Annotated in this window: 16 protein-coding genes and 1 pseudogene; 8 read left to right on the forward strand and 9 right to left on the reverse strand. The window is 74.4% G+C overall.

Features of this window, described 5'->3' with window-relative positions; translation table 11 throughout:
- Positions 1-11 precede the first annotated feature (11 nt).
- From QK440_RS09785 to QK440_RS09795, 3 genes are all read left to right on the forward strand, one after another.
- A complete protein-coding gene (locus tag QK440_RS09785) occupies positions 12-1,310 on the forward strand; it encodes a sensor histidine kinase (RefSeq protein ID WP_282792622.1) in 1,299 nt (432 codons plus the stop codon).
- Entirely contained in the window at positions 1,307-1,993 is a 687-nt protein-coding gene (locus QK440_RS09790; RefSeq protein WP_282792623.1) for a response regulator transcription factor, read from the forward strand. The genes QK440_RS09785 and QK440_RS09790 overlap by 4 nt, the downstream gene beginning before the upstream one ends.
- Before the next feature lie 262 nt (positions 1,994-2,255).
- Complete coding sequence (locus QK440_RS09795) at positions 2,256-3,518, forward strand: MFS transporter (RefSeq protein ID WP_282792624.1); 1,263 nt, start codon at positions 2,256-2,258, stop codon at positions 3,516-3,518.
- 284 nt (positions 3,519-3,802) lie between these two features.
- Here QK440_RS09795 and QK440_RS09800 read toward each other — a convergent pair whose 3' ends face one another.
- Both QK440_RS09800 and QK440_RS09805 read right to left on the reverse strand, forming a co-directional pair.
- The gene (locus QK440_RS09800; RefSeq protein WP_282792625.1) at positions 3,803-4,270 is read right to left on the reverse strand and encodes an NUDIX domain-containing protein; all 468 of its coding nucleotides are present in this window, start codon (positions 4,268-4,270) and stop codon (positions 3,803-3,805) included.
- Between the two features lie 2 nt (positions 4,271-4,272).
- Positions 4,273-4,950: an AIM24 family protein gene (locus QK440_RS09805; RefSeq protein ID WP_282792626.1), complete on the reverse strand. Its 678-nt coding sequence runs from the start codon at positions 4,948-4,950 to the stop codon at positions 4,273-4,275.
- Positions 4,951-5,271: 321 nt separating this feature from the next.
- Between QK440_RS09805 and prcB the strand changes: the two genes are divergently transcribed.
- Positions 5,272-6,117 carry a proteasome subunit beta gene (gene prcB, locus QK440_RS09810; RefSeq protein ID WP_282792627.1) on the forward strand — a complete coding sequence of 282 codons (846 nt, stop codon included), beginning with the start codon at positions 5,272-5,274 and terminating at the stop codon, positions 6,115-6,117.
- 93 nt (positions 6,118-6,210) lie between these two features.
- Here the strand turns inward: prcB and QK440_RS09815 are convergent, their stop codons facing one another.
- A complete protein-coding gene (locus QK440_RS09815; protein ID WP_282792628.1) occupies positions 6,211-6,612 on the reverse strand; it encodes a MerR family transcriptional regulator in 402 nt (133 codons plus the stop codon).
- A gap of 380 nt (positions 6,613-6,992) precedes the next feature.
- On the opposite strand from QK440_RS09815, the gene QK440_RS09820 reads away from it, so the two are divergent.
- Both QK440_RS09820 and QK440_RS09825 read left to right on the forward strand, forming a co-directional pair.
- Positions 6,993-7,370 (forward strand): DUF1801 domain-containing protein, encoded by a 378-nt coding sequence (locus QK440_RS09820; RefSeq protein WP_282792668.1) that lies wholly within the window; start codon positions 6,993-6,995, stop codon positions 7,368-7,370.
- A gap of 139 nt (positions 7,371-7,509) precedes the next feature.
- Complete coding sequence (locus QK440_RS09825; RefSeq protein ID WP_282792629.1) at positions 7,510-8,208, forward strand: aspartate/glutamate racemase family protein; 699 nt, start codon at positions 7,510-7,512, stop codon at positions 8,206-8,208.
- Between the two features lie 31 nt (positions 8,209-8,239).
- On the opposite strand, the gene QK440_RS09830 is transcribed toward QK440_RS09825, so the two are convergent.
- From QK440_RS09830 to QK440_RS09845, 4 genes are all read right to left on the reverse strand, one after another.
- A complete protein-coding gene (locus QK440_RS09830) occupies positions 8,240-9,277 on the reverse strand; it encodes an aliphatic amidase (RefSeq protein ID WP_282792630.1) in 1,038 nt (345 codons plus the stop codon).
- Between the two features lie 210 nt (positions 9,278-9,487).
- On the reverse strand, positions 9,488-10,576 hold the full coding sequence (locus tag QK440_RS09835; protein WP_282792631.1) for a hypothetical protein: 1,089 nt from the start codon (positions 10,574-10,576) through the stop codon (positions 9,488-9,490).
- A gap of 118 nt (positions 10,577-10,694) precedes the next feature.
- Positions 10,695-11,783: a hypothetical protein gene (locus QK440_RS09840; protein WP_282792632.1), complete on the reverse strand. Its 1,089-nt coding sequence runs from the start codon at positions 11,781-11,783 to the stop codon at positions 10,695-10,697.
- 134 nt (positions 11,784-11,917) lie between these two features.
- Entirely contained in the window at positions 11,918-12,496 is a 579-nt protein-coding gene (locus tag QK440_RS09845) for a rhodanese-like domain-containing protein (protein WP_282792633.1), read from the reverse strand.
- Between the two features lie 86 nt (positions 12,497-12,582).
- Between QK440_RS09845 and QK440_RS09850 the strand changes: the two genes are divergently transcribed.
- On the forward strand, positions 12,583-12,861 hold the full coding sequence (locus tag QK440_RS09850) for a metal-sensitive transcriptional regulator (RefSeq protein ID WP_282792669.1): 279 nt from the start codon (positions 12,583-12,585) through the stop codon (positions 12,859-12,861).
- 152 nt (positions 12,862-13,013) lie between these two features.
- Here the strand turns inward: QK440_RS09850 and QK440_RS09855 are convergent.
- Both QK440_RS09855 and QK440_RS09860 read right to left on the reverse strand, forming a co-directional pair.
- Positions 13,014-13,746, reverse strand: a pseudogene (locus tag QK440_RS09855) (sulfite exporter TauE/SafE family protein).
- A 31-nt stretch (positions 13,747-13,777) separates the two neighbouring features.
- Positions 13,778-15,142, reverse strand: coding sequence for an MBL fold metallo-hydrolase (locus QK440_RS09860; RefSeq protein ID WP_282792634.1), 1,365 nt, complete (start codon positions 15,140-15,142; stop codon positions 13,778-13,780).
- Between the two features lie 393 nt (positions 15,143-15,535).
- On the opposite strand from QK440_RS09860, the gene QK440_RS09865 reads away from it, so the two are divergent.
- Complete coding sequence (locus QK440_RS09865) at positions 15,536-16,639, forward strand: SDR family oxidoreductase (protein WP_282792635.1); 1,104 nt, start codon at positions 15,536-15,538, stop codon at positions 16,637-16,639.
- Positions 16,640-16,736: the final 97 nt, after the last annotated feature.

Raw genomic sequence — 16,736 nt, forward strand, 5'->3', positions numbered from 1 at the left:
ACAATGCACGGATGGAGACGGAAGGCCGGCGCGGCCGGAGGCGGCAACTCGCCGACGCCTTGCGCCCGGAGGCGAGGCCCGCCCCGCTGTCCCGGCGAGCGGTGCGCGCCGATGTGGTGCTGGCGGTCGTCCTGACCGCCGTCGCCCTGTTCGTGGCGGTGCGCTACCCCGGTGACGGGCCGGTGCACGGCAACCCCCCTGCGGTGGACGCCGGGACCGGGGTCCCGGCCCCGCCCCCGCCGCCCGGCCCGGGTCAGGGGCCCGTGGAGGAAGAGCCCTCCGCCGTGCCCTGGGCCCTGGTCGTCCTGTCGACGCTGCCGCTGGCGGGCCGGCGCCGGTATCCGCTGGCGTCGTTCGCGGTGGTGCTGGCCGCGGCACTGGCCATCGGCGCCTCCGCCTCCTGGATCACCGTCCTGGCCTGTGTCATCGGTGCCTACAGCGCCGTCGTGCACAGCCGTTACCGGACAGCGGCGATCGCCGTCCTGGTGGTCGCCGCCGCGCTGTCCGGGGTCGCCTTCCGCAACGCGGACCCCATGCTTCCCGGGTGGTCCAGCCCGGGGTTCGTGCTCCTGGTGGCGGGGATGCTGGCCAGCCTCGTGCGCTTCCTGCAACTGCGGCTGGCCACCAGCCGGGAGCGGGTGGCGGCACTGCAGGCCGCTCAGGAGGAGGCCACGCGCCGCGCGGTCGAGGAGGAGCGCGCCCGCATCGCCGCGGAGCTGCACGACGTCGTGACCCACAATGTGAGCGTGATGGTGATCCAGGCCGGCGCGGCCCGCACAGTGATGGACAGAGCCCCCGAGCAGTCGAAGGAGGCGCTGCTGGCCGTCGAGGCGGGCGGCCGGGCCGCCATGGCCGAACTCCGCCACGTGATGGGCCTGTTGGCCGCGCCCGACCACGAGAGGGCCGACGGCCTCGAACCCCAGCCCGGGCTCGCGCAGCTCGACGCGCTCACCGCACGCGTGCGCGCCGCCGGTACGCCCGTGAGCGTCCGGGTGTCGCTGCCGCCGGACCCGCTGCCGCCGGGGGTGGACCTCGCGGCGTACCGCGTCGTACAGGAGGCGCTGACCAACACGATCAAGCACGCGCGCGGCGCCCGGGCGTCCGTCACCGTCGGTTCCACCGGTGACTGTCTGGAGATCGAGGTCACGGACACCGGCGGCGCCACGGACCGCCCGCCGGTGGAGGGCAACGGCCGCGGCCTCATGGGGCTGCGCGAGCGGCTGGCCGTCTACGGGGGCGAGCTGACGGCCGGACCGGCGCCGGACGGCGGCTACCGGGTGGCGGCCCGCATCCCGCGGAGCGCCGTATGAGCGCGGACCGGACACCTCTGCGCGCCGTGATAGCCGACGACCAGGCCCTCGTACGCACCGGTTTCACGATGATCCTGGCCGCGGACGGCATCGAGGTGGCGGCCGAGGCCGCCGACGGGGCCGAGGCCGTGGCGGCGGTCCGCCGTACGCGCCCCGACGTCGTCCTCATGGACATCCGGATGCCGGAGATGGACGGCATCGAGGCCACCAGGCGCATCACCGGCGACACCGGCCCCGAGGGCACGCGGGTCGTCATCCTCACCACGTACGACCTCGACCACTATGTCTACGCGGCGCTCACCGCCGGCGCCAGCGGCTTCCTGCTCAAGGACGTCAGCCCCGAGCATCTGGTCTCCGCCCTGCGCCTGGTGCAGACCGGCGACGCCCTCCTCGCGCCCGCGATCACCCGCCGGCTGATCGAGCGCTTCGCCCGTCGCGACGCACCGCGGACCGCCGCCCCGCATCGCGACCTGTCCGTCCTGACCCCGCGCGAACTCGAGGTGCTCCGCCTGCTCGCGACGGGCCTCAGCAACGCCGAACTCGCCTCCCGGCTGTTCCTCAGCCCGACCACGGTCAAGAGCCACGTCGGCCGCATCCTGGCGAAGCTGGACCTCCGCGACCGCGTCCAGGCCGTCGTCCTCGCGTACGAGACCGGGCTGGTCGCCCCGGGCGGGGAAGCCTAGGCGGACACGGCGGCAGGGGCCGGGCGGACCCGGAACCCGGTGCCGGGAGGCCGGCAGGGAGGGCTCATGGCGGAGACCCGGCGGGGGTGGCTCATGGCGGGACACGGCAGGGGCGGCTCATGGCAGGGACCCGGCAGGGGGGATCCTGGCGGGCGCCGCAAAAAAGTGGGACGATGGTCCCGGTTGTTGCCCCGGGGTGTGCGCGGCCGGGTGCCGACGCATGCCCGCGCGGGCCGAGGCCGCTCCCACGACAGGACAGGCAATGGCACACGCATACCGCGAGATCTTCTCCGCCCCCGGCACGAAGGCCTTCAGCTCCGCGGGCCTCGTCGCCCGTCTCCCCCTGCCCCTGACCCACATGGGCATCCTGACGATGCTGTCCGAGACGACCGGTGAGTACGCGCTGGCCGGGCTGGTCGCCGGCACCTTCACCTTCTCCATGGCCTTCCTCGGGCCGCAGGTCTCCAAGGCGGTGGACCGGCGCGGGCAGAGCCGGGTGCTGCCCGTCGCCACGGGCGTCAGCGTGCTCGGGCTCGCGGGCCTGCTGCTCTGCGCCACCGTCGACGCGCCCAGGTGGACGCTGTTCCTCCTCGCGCTGCTGTCCGGCCTGATGCCGAGCATGAGCGCGATGGTCAGGGCCCGCTGGACCGAGATCTACCGGGGCACGCCGCGGCTGAACACCGCGTACTCCATGGAGTCCGTCGTCGACGAGCTGACGTACGTCGTCGGCCCGGCGCTCGCCGTGGTGCTCTCCACCGCGCTGTTCCCGCAGGCCGCGCCCATGGCGGCGGGGCTGCTGCTGGTCGTCGGGGTCGCGCTGTTCGTCCCGCAGAAGAGCACCGAGCCGCCGGTCAGGCCGCGCGCCGGCGCGGGCGGCGGGTCCTCGGTGATCCTCTCGCCGCCCGTCCTCGTGCTCGCGCTCGTCCTGCTGTGCGGCGGCGCGGTCCCCGGCATGGTCGACACCATGGGCCTCGCCTTCGCCGAGCGCGCGGGCGACAAGCCGCTCGCGGGTCTCGTCTTCGCCGTGTACGCGATCGGTTCGGGCCTCTCGGGTCTGCTGTTCGGCGCCCGGCACGTGAGCGTGCCGCTGCCGCGGCTGCTGCTGATCGGTGTGGGCGGAACGGCCCTGACGACGCTTCCGTTCCTGCTCGTGGACGGCGTAGGCGGGATGGTCGCGGTGGTGTTCCTCGCGGGCGTCTTCTTCGCCCCGACCATGGTCGTGGTCATGAGCATCGTCGAGCGCGTGACGCCGGAGCGCCACCTCACCGAGGCCATGACCTGGATGATCGCGGGCCTGCAGAGCGGCGTCGCGCTCGGCGCGGCCGTCACCGGCGTCGTCCACGACCACCTCGGCACCACCGCGGGCGTCTCGGTGGCGGTCGTCGCCGGAGCCCTCGCGCTCACCCTCGCGCTGTGCGCCCTGCCGATGCTGCGGGCGCGCCTGGCGCGGACGGCGGCGGGGGCGGCGGCAGCGGGGGCCCCGGAGCCGAAGGCGCCTGCCGTGGACGTGTGCTGTGGAGGGTGACGCGATGGCGTCGCGGGCGGGCGGCACGGAGCGCGGGCTGCGGGCCGACGGTCGGCCGCGGCCGGGGGGCCGCCGCCCGGATGACAGGCCGGATGTCCGCCCGGGTGATCGCTCGGACGACCGGCTTGGACGACCGCCCGCATGACCGCCCAGATGATCGGGCGTCACCGGTCCGTCCGGTGCCGGACTGCCGGGGAAGTGTCCCGTTCAGGCCCGCCGGGGGAGTGCCCCGTTCGGGCCCGCCAGGGAGTGCCCGGCCGCCGGCCCGCCGGGCAGTGCACCGTCTAGGCGCCGAGGTGGGCCGCCAGCCGGTCCAGGAAGACGCGCTGGCCCGCCACGAGCTTGTCGCGCGCGCGGTCCGGCGGCAGCCAGGCCACCTTGTCCAGCTCCGGGAACTCGCGTACGCGGCCCGAGCCGCGCGGCCACTCCATCCGGAAGGTCCCGGGCACCACGGCCGCCGGGTCGAGGTCGGCCCCGACGGCCCAGGCGGTCACCGTCTTGCCGCCCGCCTGGCGCGCCTCGCCCAGCGGAACGTACGGCCCTTCGGGGGCGGACAGCCCCAGCTCCTCCTCGAACTCCCGCACCGCCGCGGCCAGCGGTTCCTCGTCGTCGCCGTGCTCGCCCTTGGGGATCGACCAGGCAGCGGTGTCGCGCCGCGCCCAGAACGGCCCGCCCATGTGCCCGATGAGCACCTCCACCTCCGGCCCGGCGTCGCGGAAGAGCAGCAGCCCGGCGCTGCGGCAGCCGCCCACGGTCAGTGCTGCTGCGGCTTCGCCGGCGCGGCCTCGCTCGGCCGCACGATGACGAAGCCCTCGCCCTGGAGAAGCAGTTGCACGGCCTCGCCGGAGCCGCCGCGCAGCATCGAGCCGATGGACTGCGAACGGTGCAGCGAGGTCTCCAGGTTGGCGGTCCAGCCGACCACCGCGTCGGTGTCCACGTACACCGGCGCCTTCGGGGACACCGGGATCACCAGCGGCTCGCCCTCGCACATGAGCCCCAGCCTGCCGTGGCCGGTGAACACCGAGTTGAACAGGCCGCCGCCGGAGATGCCCGAGCCCTTCACGGTCTTGATCTCGTACGACAGGCTCGCGTCGAAGCACAGCACGTTGCGGCCGTTGATGGTGAGGGCGTCCCCCGGCTCCAGGTCGACGATGAAGCAGCTCTGCGCCTCGTGTGCGAACCACGCCTCGCCCTGGCCGCGCACCGTCATCAGCGGCAGGCCCTCACCGGTGACCGCGCGCTTGAGCATGCCGCCCACGCCCTGGCTCCTGCGCTCGAACTGGAGGTTGCCGCGGTAGGCGATCATCGCGCCCTGCCGGGCCAGCATCTCGCCGTCCACCGTGTACTTCAGGGACTTGGAGTTCTGCTCGGTCATGCCGGCGACGGTGGCCGGCTGCGCCAGGTGGCGCTCGGAGAAAAGCTCGCTCTTCATGCGGGCATCTTGCCTGGATGGCGGTATTTCGCCAAACAGTCCCGGGGCCACGGCCACGCGACCTTGGTCGCGCGGCGGCGCACCGGCACCCGACCTTGGTCCTCCCGGGGGCGAGACTTCGGTCGCCCGTACGGCGGCGGGCCGCCGACTCCTGGGTCCGCCAGTCCACGCCCGCCGCCGGGCCGTGGGCGACGCCCCGGCGACCGAACCCGCGGCGGCACAACTCCCCGCCGGGGTTACCGCATTGGGGCCGCGGGGTAGGGTGCGGCACAAGATCCGTCGGCAGGCACGGGTCCGTCGGCAGGCACGGGAGGGACGCGCATGAACACCGGTCCGCACGGCACGGGCGGTCTGCCAGCCGCATTCCTGGCACCCGAGACGTCGTCCTTCGTGGACTTCCTGGCGGCGCACGCCCCCGGCCTGCTGCCCGGCAACCGCTCCCTGCCCGCCCCGCACGAGGGTTTCGAGGCCCCGCACGGCACCACCATCGTCGCCGCGACGTACGCGGACGGCGTCCTGGTGGCGGGCGACCGCCGCGTCACGATGGGCAACGTCATCGCGCACCGCGACTACGACAAGGTCTTCCCCGCCGACGAGCACTCCGCGATAGCCATCGCGGGCACCGCGGGCATCGCCGTCGAACTCGTCAAGCTCTTCCAGCTGGAGCTCGAACACCACGAGAAGATCGAGGGCACCGCCCTGTCCCTGCTCGGCAAGGCGAACCGCCTGACGACCCTGGTCCGTGGCAACCTCCCGATGGCGATGCAGGGCCTCGCCGTCGTCCCGCTGTTCGCCGGGTACGACGTGGACAAGGGCGTGGGCCGCGTCTTCTCGTACGACGTGACGGGCGGCCGCAGCGAGGAGCGCGACGTCGCCGCCACCGGCTCGGGCTCCGTCTACGCCCGCGGCTCCCTGAAGAAGCTCTACCACCCGGGCATGTCCGAGGCCGACATCGTCCTGGCCGCCGTGCAGGCGCTGTACGACGCCGCGGACGACGACGCGGCGACCGGCGGGCCCGACCTCAGCCGCCGACTGTTCCCGCGCGTGTGCCTGGTCACCGAGGACGGCTACCGGCAGCTCACCCAGGACGAGGTCGCCGAGGTGGCCCGGTCGGTGGTGGACCGGCGCCTGGAGGCGCCGAACGGCCCCCGCGCCCCGCTGCTCTGACGACCCCTCACCTCGCGGATGCCGGCCCGCGAGATGTCACCACGGCCGCGCGCGGCACCGGGCGCCGGGGCGCCGGGGCGCCGGGGCGCCGGTTCAGGCCGCGGCACCCTCGCCGCCCATGTCACCCGTGTCACCCGTGCCGCCGGACGCCGCGTCGATCACCTCGTCCAGCACGTCGCGGGACCGCACCAGGTCCGTGATCATACGGTTGATGCGGTCCCGCTCCGCGGTGAGCTGGTCGACCAGGAACGGCGTCGCCGTCGCGGCCGGTCCGCCGTCGGTGTCCCGGATGCACGGCAGCAGCTGCACGATCTTCGCGCTGCACAGGCCCGCGGCGAACAGCTCCTGGATGCGGATGACCCGGTCGACCGCGCTGTCGGCGTACTCGCGGTGCCCGCCGGGGGTGCGCTCGGCGGCCAGGAGCCCTTGCTTCTCGTAGTAGCGCAGGGAGCGTTCGCTCACTCCGGTGCGCCGAGCCAGTTCACCGATCCGCATCGTCCACCTCGCACGCCGGCCGCGGGGCCGGGCCGCACGCGCCTGCGCACGCGTCCTCACACGTGCCTCGACGCGCGGCCCCGGCCCCGCGGACCCGAACCTGACATCCATGACAGGTCGCACTGTAGCGGTGGTGCGCCGACCGCTCTCCCCGGCTGTCGAAGCGATCAGATTTCGAGAAGCCCGCGCACGGACCGGCTTCCTAGCATGAGATCAACGACAGCGCCCCACGGGACCGCAGGAACGGAACAGCGCGTCCCGGGGCCGTAGGAAGGGAAGCCGCCATGGCCACGAAGACCACCTCCACGAAGAGCGCCTCCAAGGAGGCCGCCGCGCACGACGACCCGGCCGAGGGGTTCACCGCCGAGGAGCGCGCCGCGATGAAGGAGCGCGCCAAGGAGGTGAAGGCGGCGCGCCGCGGCAAGGCGGACGGCGAGAGCGAGCTGCTCGCGAAGGTCGCCGAGATGGCGGAGCCGGACCGGGTCCTGGCCGAGCGGGTGCACGCGATCGTCCGGGCTGCGGCCCCGGAGCTGACGCCCAAGACCTGGTACGGGATGCCCGCGTACGCCAGGGACGGCAAGGTGGTCTGCTTCTTCCAGAGCGCGGGGAAGTTCAAGGCGCGCTACGCCACGCTCGGCTTCAACGACGCCGCGCACCTCGACGACGGCGCCATGTGGCCGACGGCCTTCGCGCTGACCGAGCTGACCGCGGCCGTGGAGGAGCGGATCACCGAACTGGTCAAGCGCGCGGCGGGCTGAGCACCCCGCACCCGGCCGCGCGGGGCAGATACTCCTCTTTCACCGCCTAGAAGTTCTACTTATCCGTGACCGGATAGCATAAAGCTCCGCTTATGTGCGGGCAGGTCGCCCGTGCGCAGCCGGTGACGGGGGGCGCGGGATGAGGACCATAGGACTGCTCGGCGGGATGAGCTGGGAGTCGACGGCGGAGTACTACCGGTCGGTCAACGAACTGACGCGGGACCAGCTCGGGGGACTGCACTCGGCGCGGTGCGTGGTGTACTCGGTCGACTTCGCCGGGATCGAGCGGCTCCAGGCCGAAGGGCGCTGGGAGGAGGCGGGCCGGGTGCTCGCCGCCGCCGCGAGGAGCCTGGAGGCCGCGGGTGCCGAGCTGTTGCTGATCTGCACCAACACGATGCACAAGGTGGCCGACCAGGTGCAGGCGGCCACCTCCGTCCCCCTGCTCCACCTGGCCGACGCGACCGCGGACGCCGTACGGGCGGCCGGAGTCCGGCGGGTCGCCCTGCTGGGCACCGCGTTCACGATGGAGCAGGACTTCTACCGCGGCCGCCTCCAGCGCCGTGGCCTCGACGTGCTGGTCCCGGACGCCGCGGACCGGGAGCTCGTGCACCGGGTGATCTACGAGGAGTTGTGCCGCGGCGTGGTGCGCGACGCCTCGCGCGCCGCGTACCGGGACGTCATCGCCCGGCTCGTGGACGCCGGGGCGGAAGGAGTCGTCCTGGGCTGCACCGAGATCGAGCTCCTGATCGGCCCCGAGGACAGCCCCGTCGCCGTCTTCCCCACGGCCCGCCTGCACGCGGAGGCGGCGGTGCGTGCCGCCCTGGCCGACGCGCCCTGACCGGCCGGGACGCCACCGCGTACCCGCGAGGTCACCGCTGTTCCGGCGGCCGTACGGGCAGCGAGCCCACGGGGCAGCCGGCGACGCCCACCGTGTCGCGGGTGATCGCCTCGGCCTGCTCCGCGGCCTTGGCGGGGTCGGTGACCCAGAGCCGGTAGAAGTCGAACGGGCACTCCGCCACGCCCCGTTCGCCCTCGCCCGCGGCGTGCACGCCCGCGTAGCCGCGGTGCATCAGCTTGAACAGGTGGTTCTGCGACTGGTCGTGGGCGCGCGCGTCGCGGATGGCGGACACCGAGAGCTGGGCGTACTGCACGCCGTACTCCTCCTCGCCGGTCTCGCCCAGCGTCCGCCCGTCGAAGCCGATGAGGGCGGAGTGCCCGAAGAAGGAGTAGACGCCGTCGAACCCCGTGGCGTTGGCGACGGCCACATAGCAGTTGTTCGCCCAGGCCATCGCCTTGGCCATGAGGATCTGCTGCTCCTTGGCCGGGTACATGTAGCCCTGGCAGCGCACGATCAGCTCGGCGCCCTTCATCGCGCAGTCGCGCCAGATCTCGGGGTAGTTGCCGTCGTCGCAGACGATCAGGGAGACCCGCAGGCCCTTGGGGCCCTCGGTCACCCGCGTGGCGTCCCCGGGGTACCAGCCCTCGATCGGGCACCACGGGAAGATCTTCCGGTACTTCTGCGCGATCCGGCCCTGGTCGTCGACGAGCACGAGGGTGTTGTAGGGCGGCTTGTGCGGGTGGTCCTCGTGCCGCTCGCCGGTCAGCGAGAAGACCCCCCAGACCCCCGCCTCACGGCAGGCCCCGGCGAGGACGTCCGTCTCCTCGCCCGGCACGGTGCAGGCGGTGTCCAGCATCTCGGCCGGGTCGTACATGATGCCGTGGGTGGAGTACTCGGGGAAGACGACGAGGTCCAGGCCGGGCAGGCCGGTCTTGACGCCCTTCACCATCCCGGCGATGTTCCGCGCGTTGTCCAGCACCTCGGCCCTGGTGTGGAGCCGGGGCATCTTGTAGTTCACCACTGCGACCCCGACGGTGTCCGGGCCGGAGGCGATGTCGCCGTGGCGCATCGCGCGCTCCTTCCGTTGCGTTGTCCAGCAGGGTGTCCCTGGTCCAGACAAGCGCCGCCGGGGGAGCCTGACAAGGGCTCGGCCGCGCGTTCTCCGGGCCCCCGCGTACGGAGGCGCGGTACCGTCGGCGCCGGGCGCGTCCCACGCGGAACGGGGCCCCGGTCCCTGCGGACGGAGCCCCGTTCGTCGCCTCGGCCGGACCGCGCGGCCTCAGCCGAACCGCAGAATTCGCGGGGCGAAGGTGCCCCCGGGCCCGGCGGCGCGGCCGACCGACCACACCGTCGACGTACCCGGCACGGGCGCCAGGCGGAACAGCGAGGAGTCGCCCTCTCCGGCCACCGCCGGTTCGCTGTACTCGGCGAACGACTGCCCGTTCCAGGCGGCGAAGTCCGGTCCGGGGACCAGCGGCGGAGAGCTGCCCGGCGGGCCCCACTTCAGCGAGTTGGCGATCGCGACCCAGCCGAGGCCGCCGGAGGCGTTCGGCGCCAGCGAGGTGACGCCGCCGAAGTTGGTGGGCAGGGCGACCCGGCTCCACTCCTTGCCGTCGAAGCGGACCAGCAGGGGCGGGATCGGCCGGCCCGGCGGACCGCCGATGAACCCGGCCGAGCCGCCCGCCCACACCTCCGTCGGCGAGACCGCGAGCACGCTGCCCACCGCCGCCCGCGGGAAGCCGTCCACGATCGTCTGCTGCCACTCCTTGCCGTCCCAGTGCGACACGGCCGCCGCCGAGTTGGCGGAGCCCGCGGCCCAGACGTCGTCGGCCGCCTTCACGTGCAGCCCGTACACGACACCCGGCGGCACCGGCATGTCCTGCCAGCCGCGCCCGTCCCGGCGCAGCAGCACCTGCGCGCCGTCCCGCGTGCCGATCAGCCAGGTCTCGCCCCCGCCGGCGACGACCCTGGTCAGCGCGACACCGGCCGGCGGCCGGCTCTCGGACCAGGCGGTGCCGTCGAAGCGGAGCAGCCGGGCGCCGCCCGCCGCGTCCCGGCCGACCGCCCAGACCGCGCTCGGCGAGGTCGCGGCGACGGACAGCAAGTCGCCCTGCCAGCGCACCCCGGGCAGGCTCTGGCGGTGCCACGCGGTCCCGTCCCAGCGCAGCACCAGCGGGAAGCCCGGGGCCTCGCGGCCGACGGCGTCGGCGCCCACCGCCCACGCCCGGTCCGGCCCCGTCGCCACGGCCTCGTTCAGCCCGGTCTGCGGACGCAGCCCGGCCGGGACCGGGACGTGCTGCCAGGACGACGTGTCCGCCGCGGCCGGGCTCATGGGGGTCAGGACGGCCAGGGCGACCGCGAGGGCCACCACCAGGAGCCGGCGCGCCCCAGGTCTTCGTGCCGCAGGCCTCCTCCGTGCCGCAGGCCGGCGTGGGCCGGACCGCCGTGGTGCGGGCCGTCGTGCTCCAGGTCGTCGTGCCATGTGGTCAGCCTCCTCTCCGCTCGCTCATCAGGTTCGGCGGGGAGCCGTAGACCTCGACGGTCCCGAAGGACAGCAGCGAACTCCCGGCCCTGGTCAGCTCCCTGGGCTTGACGTCGATCGCGTTCGTACGCTCCGGTCCGTAGGAGAAGGTGGTGCGGGAGCCGCTCACCCGCGCGTACTTCGACTGGAACGCGCGGTCGCTGCGCACCGGCAGCCACAGCGCGCCGTCCGGGCCGCGCACCATGCCCTCGGTGTAGGTGTCGCCCAGGGGCGGGAAGACGGTGCGCCAGGCGCGCCCGTTCCAGGTCATCAGGTAGGTGCGGGCCACCCCGTCGGTGTACTGGCTGCCGCCGAGCGCGGCCCTGCCGGACGGTTCCAGCAGGATCGTGTGCACGTTGCCGTTCGACGGCAGCGGCACCTTCGCGTCGCGCCACGCCTCGCCGTCCCAGCGCAGGACGGAGATCCCGTTGCTGCTGCTCGTCCAGGCCCAGGCGTCGTCGGCGGAACGCGCGGTGACACCCATCAGGTAGAGCACCCCGTCCGGGGTGGACTGCTCGGTCCAGCGGGAACCGTCGTAGTGCAGCACCTTCAGCCCGGTGTCGTCCTCACCGACCACCCACGCGGCACCCGGTACGGCGGCGAAGTCCTGATAGGTCCTCAGGGTCCGCGGCAGCGGCACGGTGCTCCACCCGTCCGCCGACCGGCGCAGGATCTCGCCCGTCCCCTGCGGGGTCCTGTGGAAGATCCACACCTCCTCGCCGACGAACTGCACCTTGCCGAGCCAGCCCGGGTCATCGGCGCCGGGGAAGGTGGTGTCCCGGCTCCACGCCGTGCCGTCCCACCGGTACAGCGCCGCCCGCAGTCCGTCGGCGGCGCTCTCGTGCACGGTGGCCCACGCCTCGCGCGGCCCCCGGGCGGCGAGGTCGGACAGGTACATCGGCGCGGCCGCCGCCGGCACCGGCAGCGCCGACCAGCGCGGCGCCGCGGCCGCGGCGGGCGAGCCGGCCGCGGCCGGTGCCGCCCCGGCGGTCGGCGACAGCGCGGCGGCACACGCGATCACAAAACAAACGACAACTGTACGGAGACCGTTCACGAGACCTCCCCTGAACGCGCAAGGCCGCTCAGCTTATTGACGTTCACCACTCGTGAACAGACAGCACGCGACCGCTCAGACGTTCCTCCAAGGGCGGCCCGCCGGACGGGCCCCGGGCGCCCCGCAGGCCCGCGTCAGCCCTGCAGGGCGCGCAGAGTGGCCTCGAGGTCGGCGGCGCGGGGCCGGTTGTGGGGGAGCCGGGCGAGGGCGGCGGCCATGCCGCAGGTGTCGGTGGCGGCGGAGAAGACCAGGCCGGCGCCGACGGCCGCGGCCAGCAGGCGGGCGGGGCGCCAGCGGGTGCCGGCGGCGAGGCCGAGGACGACGAGGGCACCGGCGGCCAGTCGGACCTGGCGCTCCATGGGCCAGACGCTCCCGGATCCCTCCGGGTGCTGGAGGGCGTGGCCTTCACCGGCCCAGGCGGTGGTGCCGCCGGTGAGGGTGGCGGCGGGGACGTCGGCGGCGGCGAGTTCGGCGCAGGCGGTGGCGGAGCGGTTGCCGGAGGCGCAGACCACGAGGAGCGCCCGGCGGGCGGCCGCGGCCTTGAGTGCCGGCAGCGCGGTGTGCAGGTGGTCGAGGGGGACGTTGAGGGCGCCGGGGAGGTGGCCGGAGGCGTACTCGCCCGGCGTCCGCACGTCGATGACGACGTAGTCGCCGAGGTGGGCGGCGGCCTGGGCGGGCGGGAGGGCGGCGGGGGGGGGGGGGGGGGTGCTCATGTGCGAGGCGTTCCTTCCGTGCGGTCCCGGGAACGGGGGTCCGCACCCGGGTATGATACCCCTGGGGGTATCTCTGGAGGTGGATGGTGGAACTGGACTTGGCGGCCGACGAGCTGAAGTCGGTGCTCAACCGGCTGCGGCGGGCTCAGGGGCAGATCGCGGGGATCATCAGGATGATCGAGGAGGGCCGGGACTGCGAGGACGTCATCACGCAGCTCGCGGCGGTGTCCCGCGCGCTGGACCGGGCGGGCTTCGCGATCATCGCGACGGGGCTGCAGCATTGCATGGCCGAGGGCGGGCGGGAGGCCGGTGACCGGGACGAGATGCGCGCCCGGCTGGAGAAGCTCTTCCTGTCCCTGGCCTGAGCGGCGGCCGCCCCAGGCAGCCGACCCGGGCAGCCCTCCCTGGCAGCCTTCCCGGGCAGCCGACCCGGGCGGCCCTCCCCGGCAGCCGTCCGCGCCCGGAGGGGGCCGTCCGTGCCGGGGGGCCGTCCGTGCCGGGGGGCCGGTCGCGCCCCTCATACGACCACGTCGACGAGCATGAACGCGGCCACCACCAGCAGGGCGCCGGCGAACACCTGCTGCAGGCGGCGGCTCGGGACCTTGGCCGCGAGGCGCTTGCCGTCCCAGGCGCCCAGTACCGCGGCCCCGGTGAACGGCCCGATCAGCGCCCAGTCGAGTGCGCCGCCACCGCCCGCACGGGCGATCAGGGCGGCGAGGGCATTGACGGTGATGACGAGCAGGCTGGTGCCGACCGCCCGCCGCATGGTGAGTCCCAGGACACCGACCAGGGCCGGCACGGCGAGGAACCCTCCGCCCACGCCGAGGAACCCCGTCACCGCACCGAGACCGGCGCCCGCCCCTGCCGCCCTGCCGAGCCGTACACGGCCCGGTGGCCGGGCGCAGCATGCGTACGGCGGCCGGCGCGGCGATCGCGCAGAACGCGACGGTCAGCACGGCCTCGGGCACCCGGCCGGCGGCCGCTCCGGTGACGGACGCGGGGACGACACCGGCGGCGGCGAACAGCGCCCCGGTCGTCCAGGCGACCTGGCCGTCCCGCGCGTGGGCGTACAGGGCGGTGGCGGAGGTGGCGGCCACGATGAACAGGCTCGCCGTGGTGGCCGCGGCCGGTCCGAAGCCGAGCAGGTAGATCAGGGCGGGCACGGCGAGGACGCTGCCGCCGCCGCCCAGCGCGCCGAGGGCGAGGCCGACGACGGCCCCGGCGACGAGGGCCAGGACCAGGGCGCTCACCGCGGCGGCCGGACAGGCGTGTGCGGGCGGGTCAGCCGGTGCACAGCGGCAGGCCGGCGGCGGTGGCGGCGTCGAAGCCGTCGTCGACGGCGACGACGTCCCGGCCGGCGGCGTCCAGCAGGGAGGCGGCGATCGCGGCGCGCATGCCGCCGGCGCAGTGCACCCACACCGTCCCCGGCGGCACCTCGTCGAGGCGGCCGTGGAGTTCGTGGACGGGTATGTGCACCGAACCCTCGATCCAGCCCCCGGCGCGCTCGGAGCGGCGGCGTACGTCGAGGACCACCACCTCGGCGGCGTCCTGCGCGGCGAGCCCGGCGAACGTGGAGCGCGGGAACGAGGCGGGCTTCCCGTCCGCGGGCAGCCAGGCCGCGGGCCCGCCGGTCGCGGCGGCGGCCGGCCGGTCGATGCCCACCCGGGTGAGCTCGCGCTGGGCCGCGGCGAGCTGCTCGGCCGACTCGGCGAGCAGGGTGACCGGCTTGCCCCAGGGGATCATCCAGGCCAGATAGGTGGCGAGCTTGCCGTCGGCCTCGAAGTTGAACGACCCCGCCACGTGCCCCTCGGCGAACGCGACGCGGCTGCGCAGGTCGACCACCCACTCACCGGCCGCGAGGCGCGCGGCGATCTCGGCGGCGTCCGCGGGCGCGGGCGGGGTCAGGTCGACCGGCCCCGGGCCCGCCGCGTTGGCCGGGCCCATGTGCGCGTAGTAGGCCGGTACGTCCTCGAGACCGGCCAGCAGGTCGGCGACGAACGTGTCCACGTCGACGGTGAGCGCCGGGTTGGCGGCCTTCTCGCGGCCGATGGTGGTGCGCTCGCCCCCGGCCTCGGCCGAGGAGCAGAAGCTGCCGAAGCCGTGGGTGGGCAGCACCGCCGTCCCGTCGGGCAGGTCGTCGGCCAGGCGGTGGGCGGAGGCGTACTGGGCGCGGGCGAGCTGCCGGGTCAGCCGCGGCTCGACCAGGTCCGGTCGGCCCACCGTGCCGATCAGCAGGGAGCCTCCGGTGAACACGGCCACCGGGCGGTCTGCCTCCCTCAGCACGTAGGAGGTGTGGTGGGGGGTGTGGCCGGGGGTCGCCAGCGCGACGAGCGCCACCTCGCTCCCGGGGTCGACCTCCACCGTGTCGCCGTCGGCGACCGGCACCCGCGCGAACGAGACCTTGGCGTCCGCCGGTACCAGGTAGCGGGCGCCGGTGACGCGCGCGAGGTCGAGGCCGCCGGTGACGTAGTCGTTGTGGACGTGGGTCTCCGCCACGTGGGAGATCCGCACGCCGCGCCGGGCGGCCGCCGCGAGCACCTGGTCGATGTCGCGCGGCGGGTCCACCGCCACCGCGGTGTGCTCACCGCCGGCCAGGTAGCTGCGGTTGCCGAGCCCTTCCAGCTCGATGGTGTCGACGAAGAACACGCGCCTGCTCCTTCCTGTCCGAAAAATTACCCCGGGGGGTATCTGCCTCCCACCGTAGCATCAGTACCCCCGGGGGTATTTTTCACGCACGGAATCACCGTGTCCGTCCCATGGAGGTCCGGCTTCCGGACACCTCGGCGCACCGGGCGGACGGGGAGGGGCGGCCACCGGCGAGGAAGAGAAAGAGGCGCGTCGCGGCCCGCGGGAAAGGGGAGGCGGGCCCCCGCCGCCACCGGCTGGGGGATGCGGCGGCCGCCAGGGACGCGGCGGAGGGTGCCGCGCACTCCGTCCGGGTGACGGGCGCCACCCTGGCGGGGCTATTGCCGGACGCCACCGCCCGGACCCCTCGTGGCGGCACCGGGGAAGAACCGGGTCGGTGCCATGGTGGTGCGCATGTCCATTCTGCTCACCGGGGCCACCGGCTTTCTGGGCTCCCGCCTGCTGTACGCGCTGCTCGCGGACGAGGGCCACGAGGTCACGGCGCTGGGGCGCGGCACCTCCGCCGAGCTGCGCGGACGTGTCGTCACCTGCCTCACCGACCTCGCCGGCGGGCCGCTGCCCGACGCGGTGCTGTCCCGCCTGCACTGCCTGTCAGGAGACGTCTCACGGCCGCGCCTGGGGCTGCCGCCCGCGCAGTACAGCCGGCTCGCCGGGCGGACGACCGCCATCTGGCACAGCGCGGCCGACATCTCCCTGTCCGCGCCGCTGTGCTCCCTGCGGGAGACCAACGTGGCCGGAACGGAACGCGTCCTGGAACTGGCGGAGTACGCCGGCCGGGGCTGCCGCGTCACGTACGTCAGTACCGCCTTCGTCGCCGGACGTCGCCGGAACGGGTGCATCGCGGAGACGGAACTTGATGACACGTACGGCTTCGAAACGCCGTACGAGCAGACCAAGTTCGAGTCCGAGCGGCTCGTCCGCGCCTGGGCGGGGCGGCACGACCGGCCGGTGACCGTCCTGCGGCCCAGCGTCCTGGTCTCGGACAGCCACCCCGCGGAAGGGCTGCCCCAGCACCCCTTCGCCGAGATGGGGCGGCGGTCGGAGAGGTCGGGCACCGCCCTGTTCGAGGGAGTGTCCGGGCGCGTACGGCTGCCCATGGTGCCCGGGGGCACGATCAACGCCGTGCAGGTCGAGTACGCGGTCCGGGCGATGCTGCGCCTTGCCGCGCGGGCACCGGACGGACCCGGCGCACACACCTTCCACGTGGTACACCCGGTGGACACTCCCGTCCGCCTCATCCTGGACGCCGTCGAGAGCCGGCACCCGGGCCTGCGGCTCGAACAGGTCCCGCGCCTCACCGACCCGAGCGCGATCGAGTCCCTGGCCGCCGCCCACCTGCCCGGCTTCCTCCTGCGGTACGGCGTACAGCGACGCTCCTACGAGCGGTCCGGAATCCGCACCCTGGCGCCGGACCTGACGGACCCGCCGCCGCTCGACACGGCCTACGTACGGGCGGCGCTGGGGTACGAACCCGCCACCGCGCACTGTCACCCATAAGGGGAGTGTCACGTCACCAGGTGACGTGCGGGCATTTTGTGGCACAAGCCGGAACCGAAAGACTTCGCCGCCGTTACTGAAGCGTGCCTCCCGGCCC

Source organism: Streptomyces sp. CC224B (genome assembly GCF_030010595.1).
In the GTDB taxonomy this organism is placed as follows: Bacteria; Actinomycetota; Actinomycetes; order Streptomycetales; family Streptomycetaceae; genus Streptomyces; species Streptomyces longispororuber.

What these genes read in the sequence shown, in the direction of transcription:
- QK440_RS09785 (WP_282792622.1), top strand. Translation starts at nt 12, where the DNA reads ATGGAGACGGAAGGCCGGCGCGGCCGGAGGCGGCAACTCGCCGACGCC.
- QK440_RS09790 (WP_282792623.1), top strand. Translation starts at nt 1,307, where the DNA reads ATGAGCGCGGACCGGACACCTCTGCGCGCCGTGATAGCCGACGACCAG.
- QK440_RS09795 (WP_282792624.1), top strand. Translation starts at nt 2,256, where the DNA reads ATGGCACACGCATACCGCGAGATCTTCTCCGCCCCCGGCACGAAGGCC.
- QK440_RS09805 (WP_282792626.1), bottom strand. Translation starts at nt 4,950, where the DNA reads ATGAAGAGCGAGCTTTTCTCCGAGCGCCACCTGGCGCAGCCGGCCACC.
- prcB (WP_282792627.1), top strand. Translation starts at nt 5,272, where the DNA reads ATGAACACCGGTCCGCACGGCACGGGCGGTCTGCCAGCCGCATTCCTG.
- QK440_RS09815 (WP_282792628.1), bottom strand. Translation starts at nt 6,612, where the DNA reads ATGCGGATCGGTGAACTGGCTCGGCGCACCGGAGTGAGCGAACGCTCC.
- QK440_RS09820 (WP_282792668.1), top strand. Translation starts at nt 6,993, where the DNA reads ATGAAGGAGCGCGCCAAGGAGGTGAAGGCGGCGCGCCGCGGCAAGGCG.
- QK440_RS09825 (WP_282792629.1), top strand. Translation starts at nt 7,510, where the DNA reads ATGAGGACCATAGGACTGCTCGGCGGGATGAGCTGGGAGTCGACGGCG.
- QK440_RS09830 (WP_282792630.1), bottom strand. Translation starts at nt 9,277, where the DNA reads ATGCGCCACGGCGACATCGCCTCCGGCCCGGACACCGTCGGGGTCGCA.
- QK440_RS09845 (WP_282792633.1), bottom strand. Translation starts at nt 12,496, where the DNA reads ATGAGCACCCCCCCCCCCCCCCCCGCCGCCCTCCCGCCCGCCCAGGCC.
- QK440_RS09865 (WP_282792635.1), top strand. Translation starts at nt 15,536, where the DNA reads ATGTCCATTCTGCTCACCGGGGCCACCGGCTTTCTGGGCTCCCGCCTG.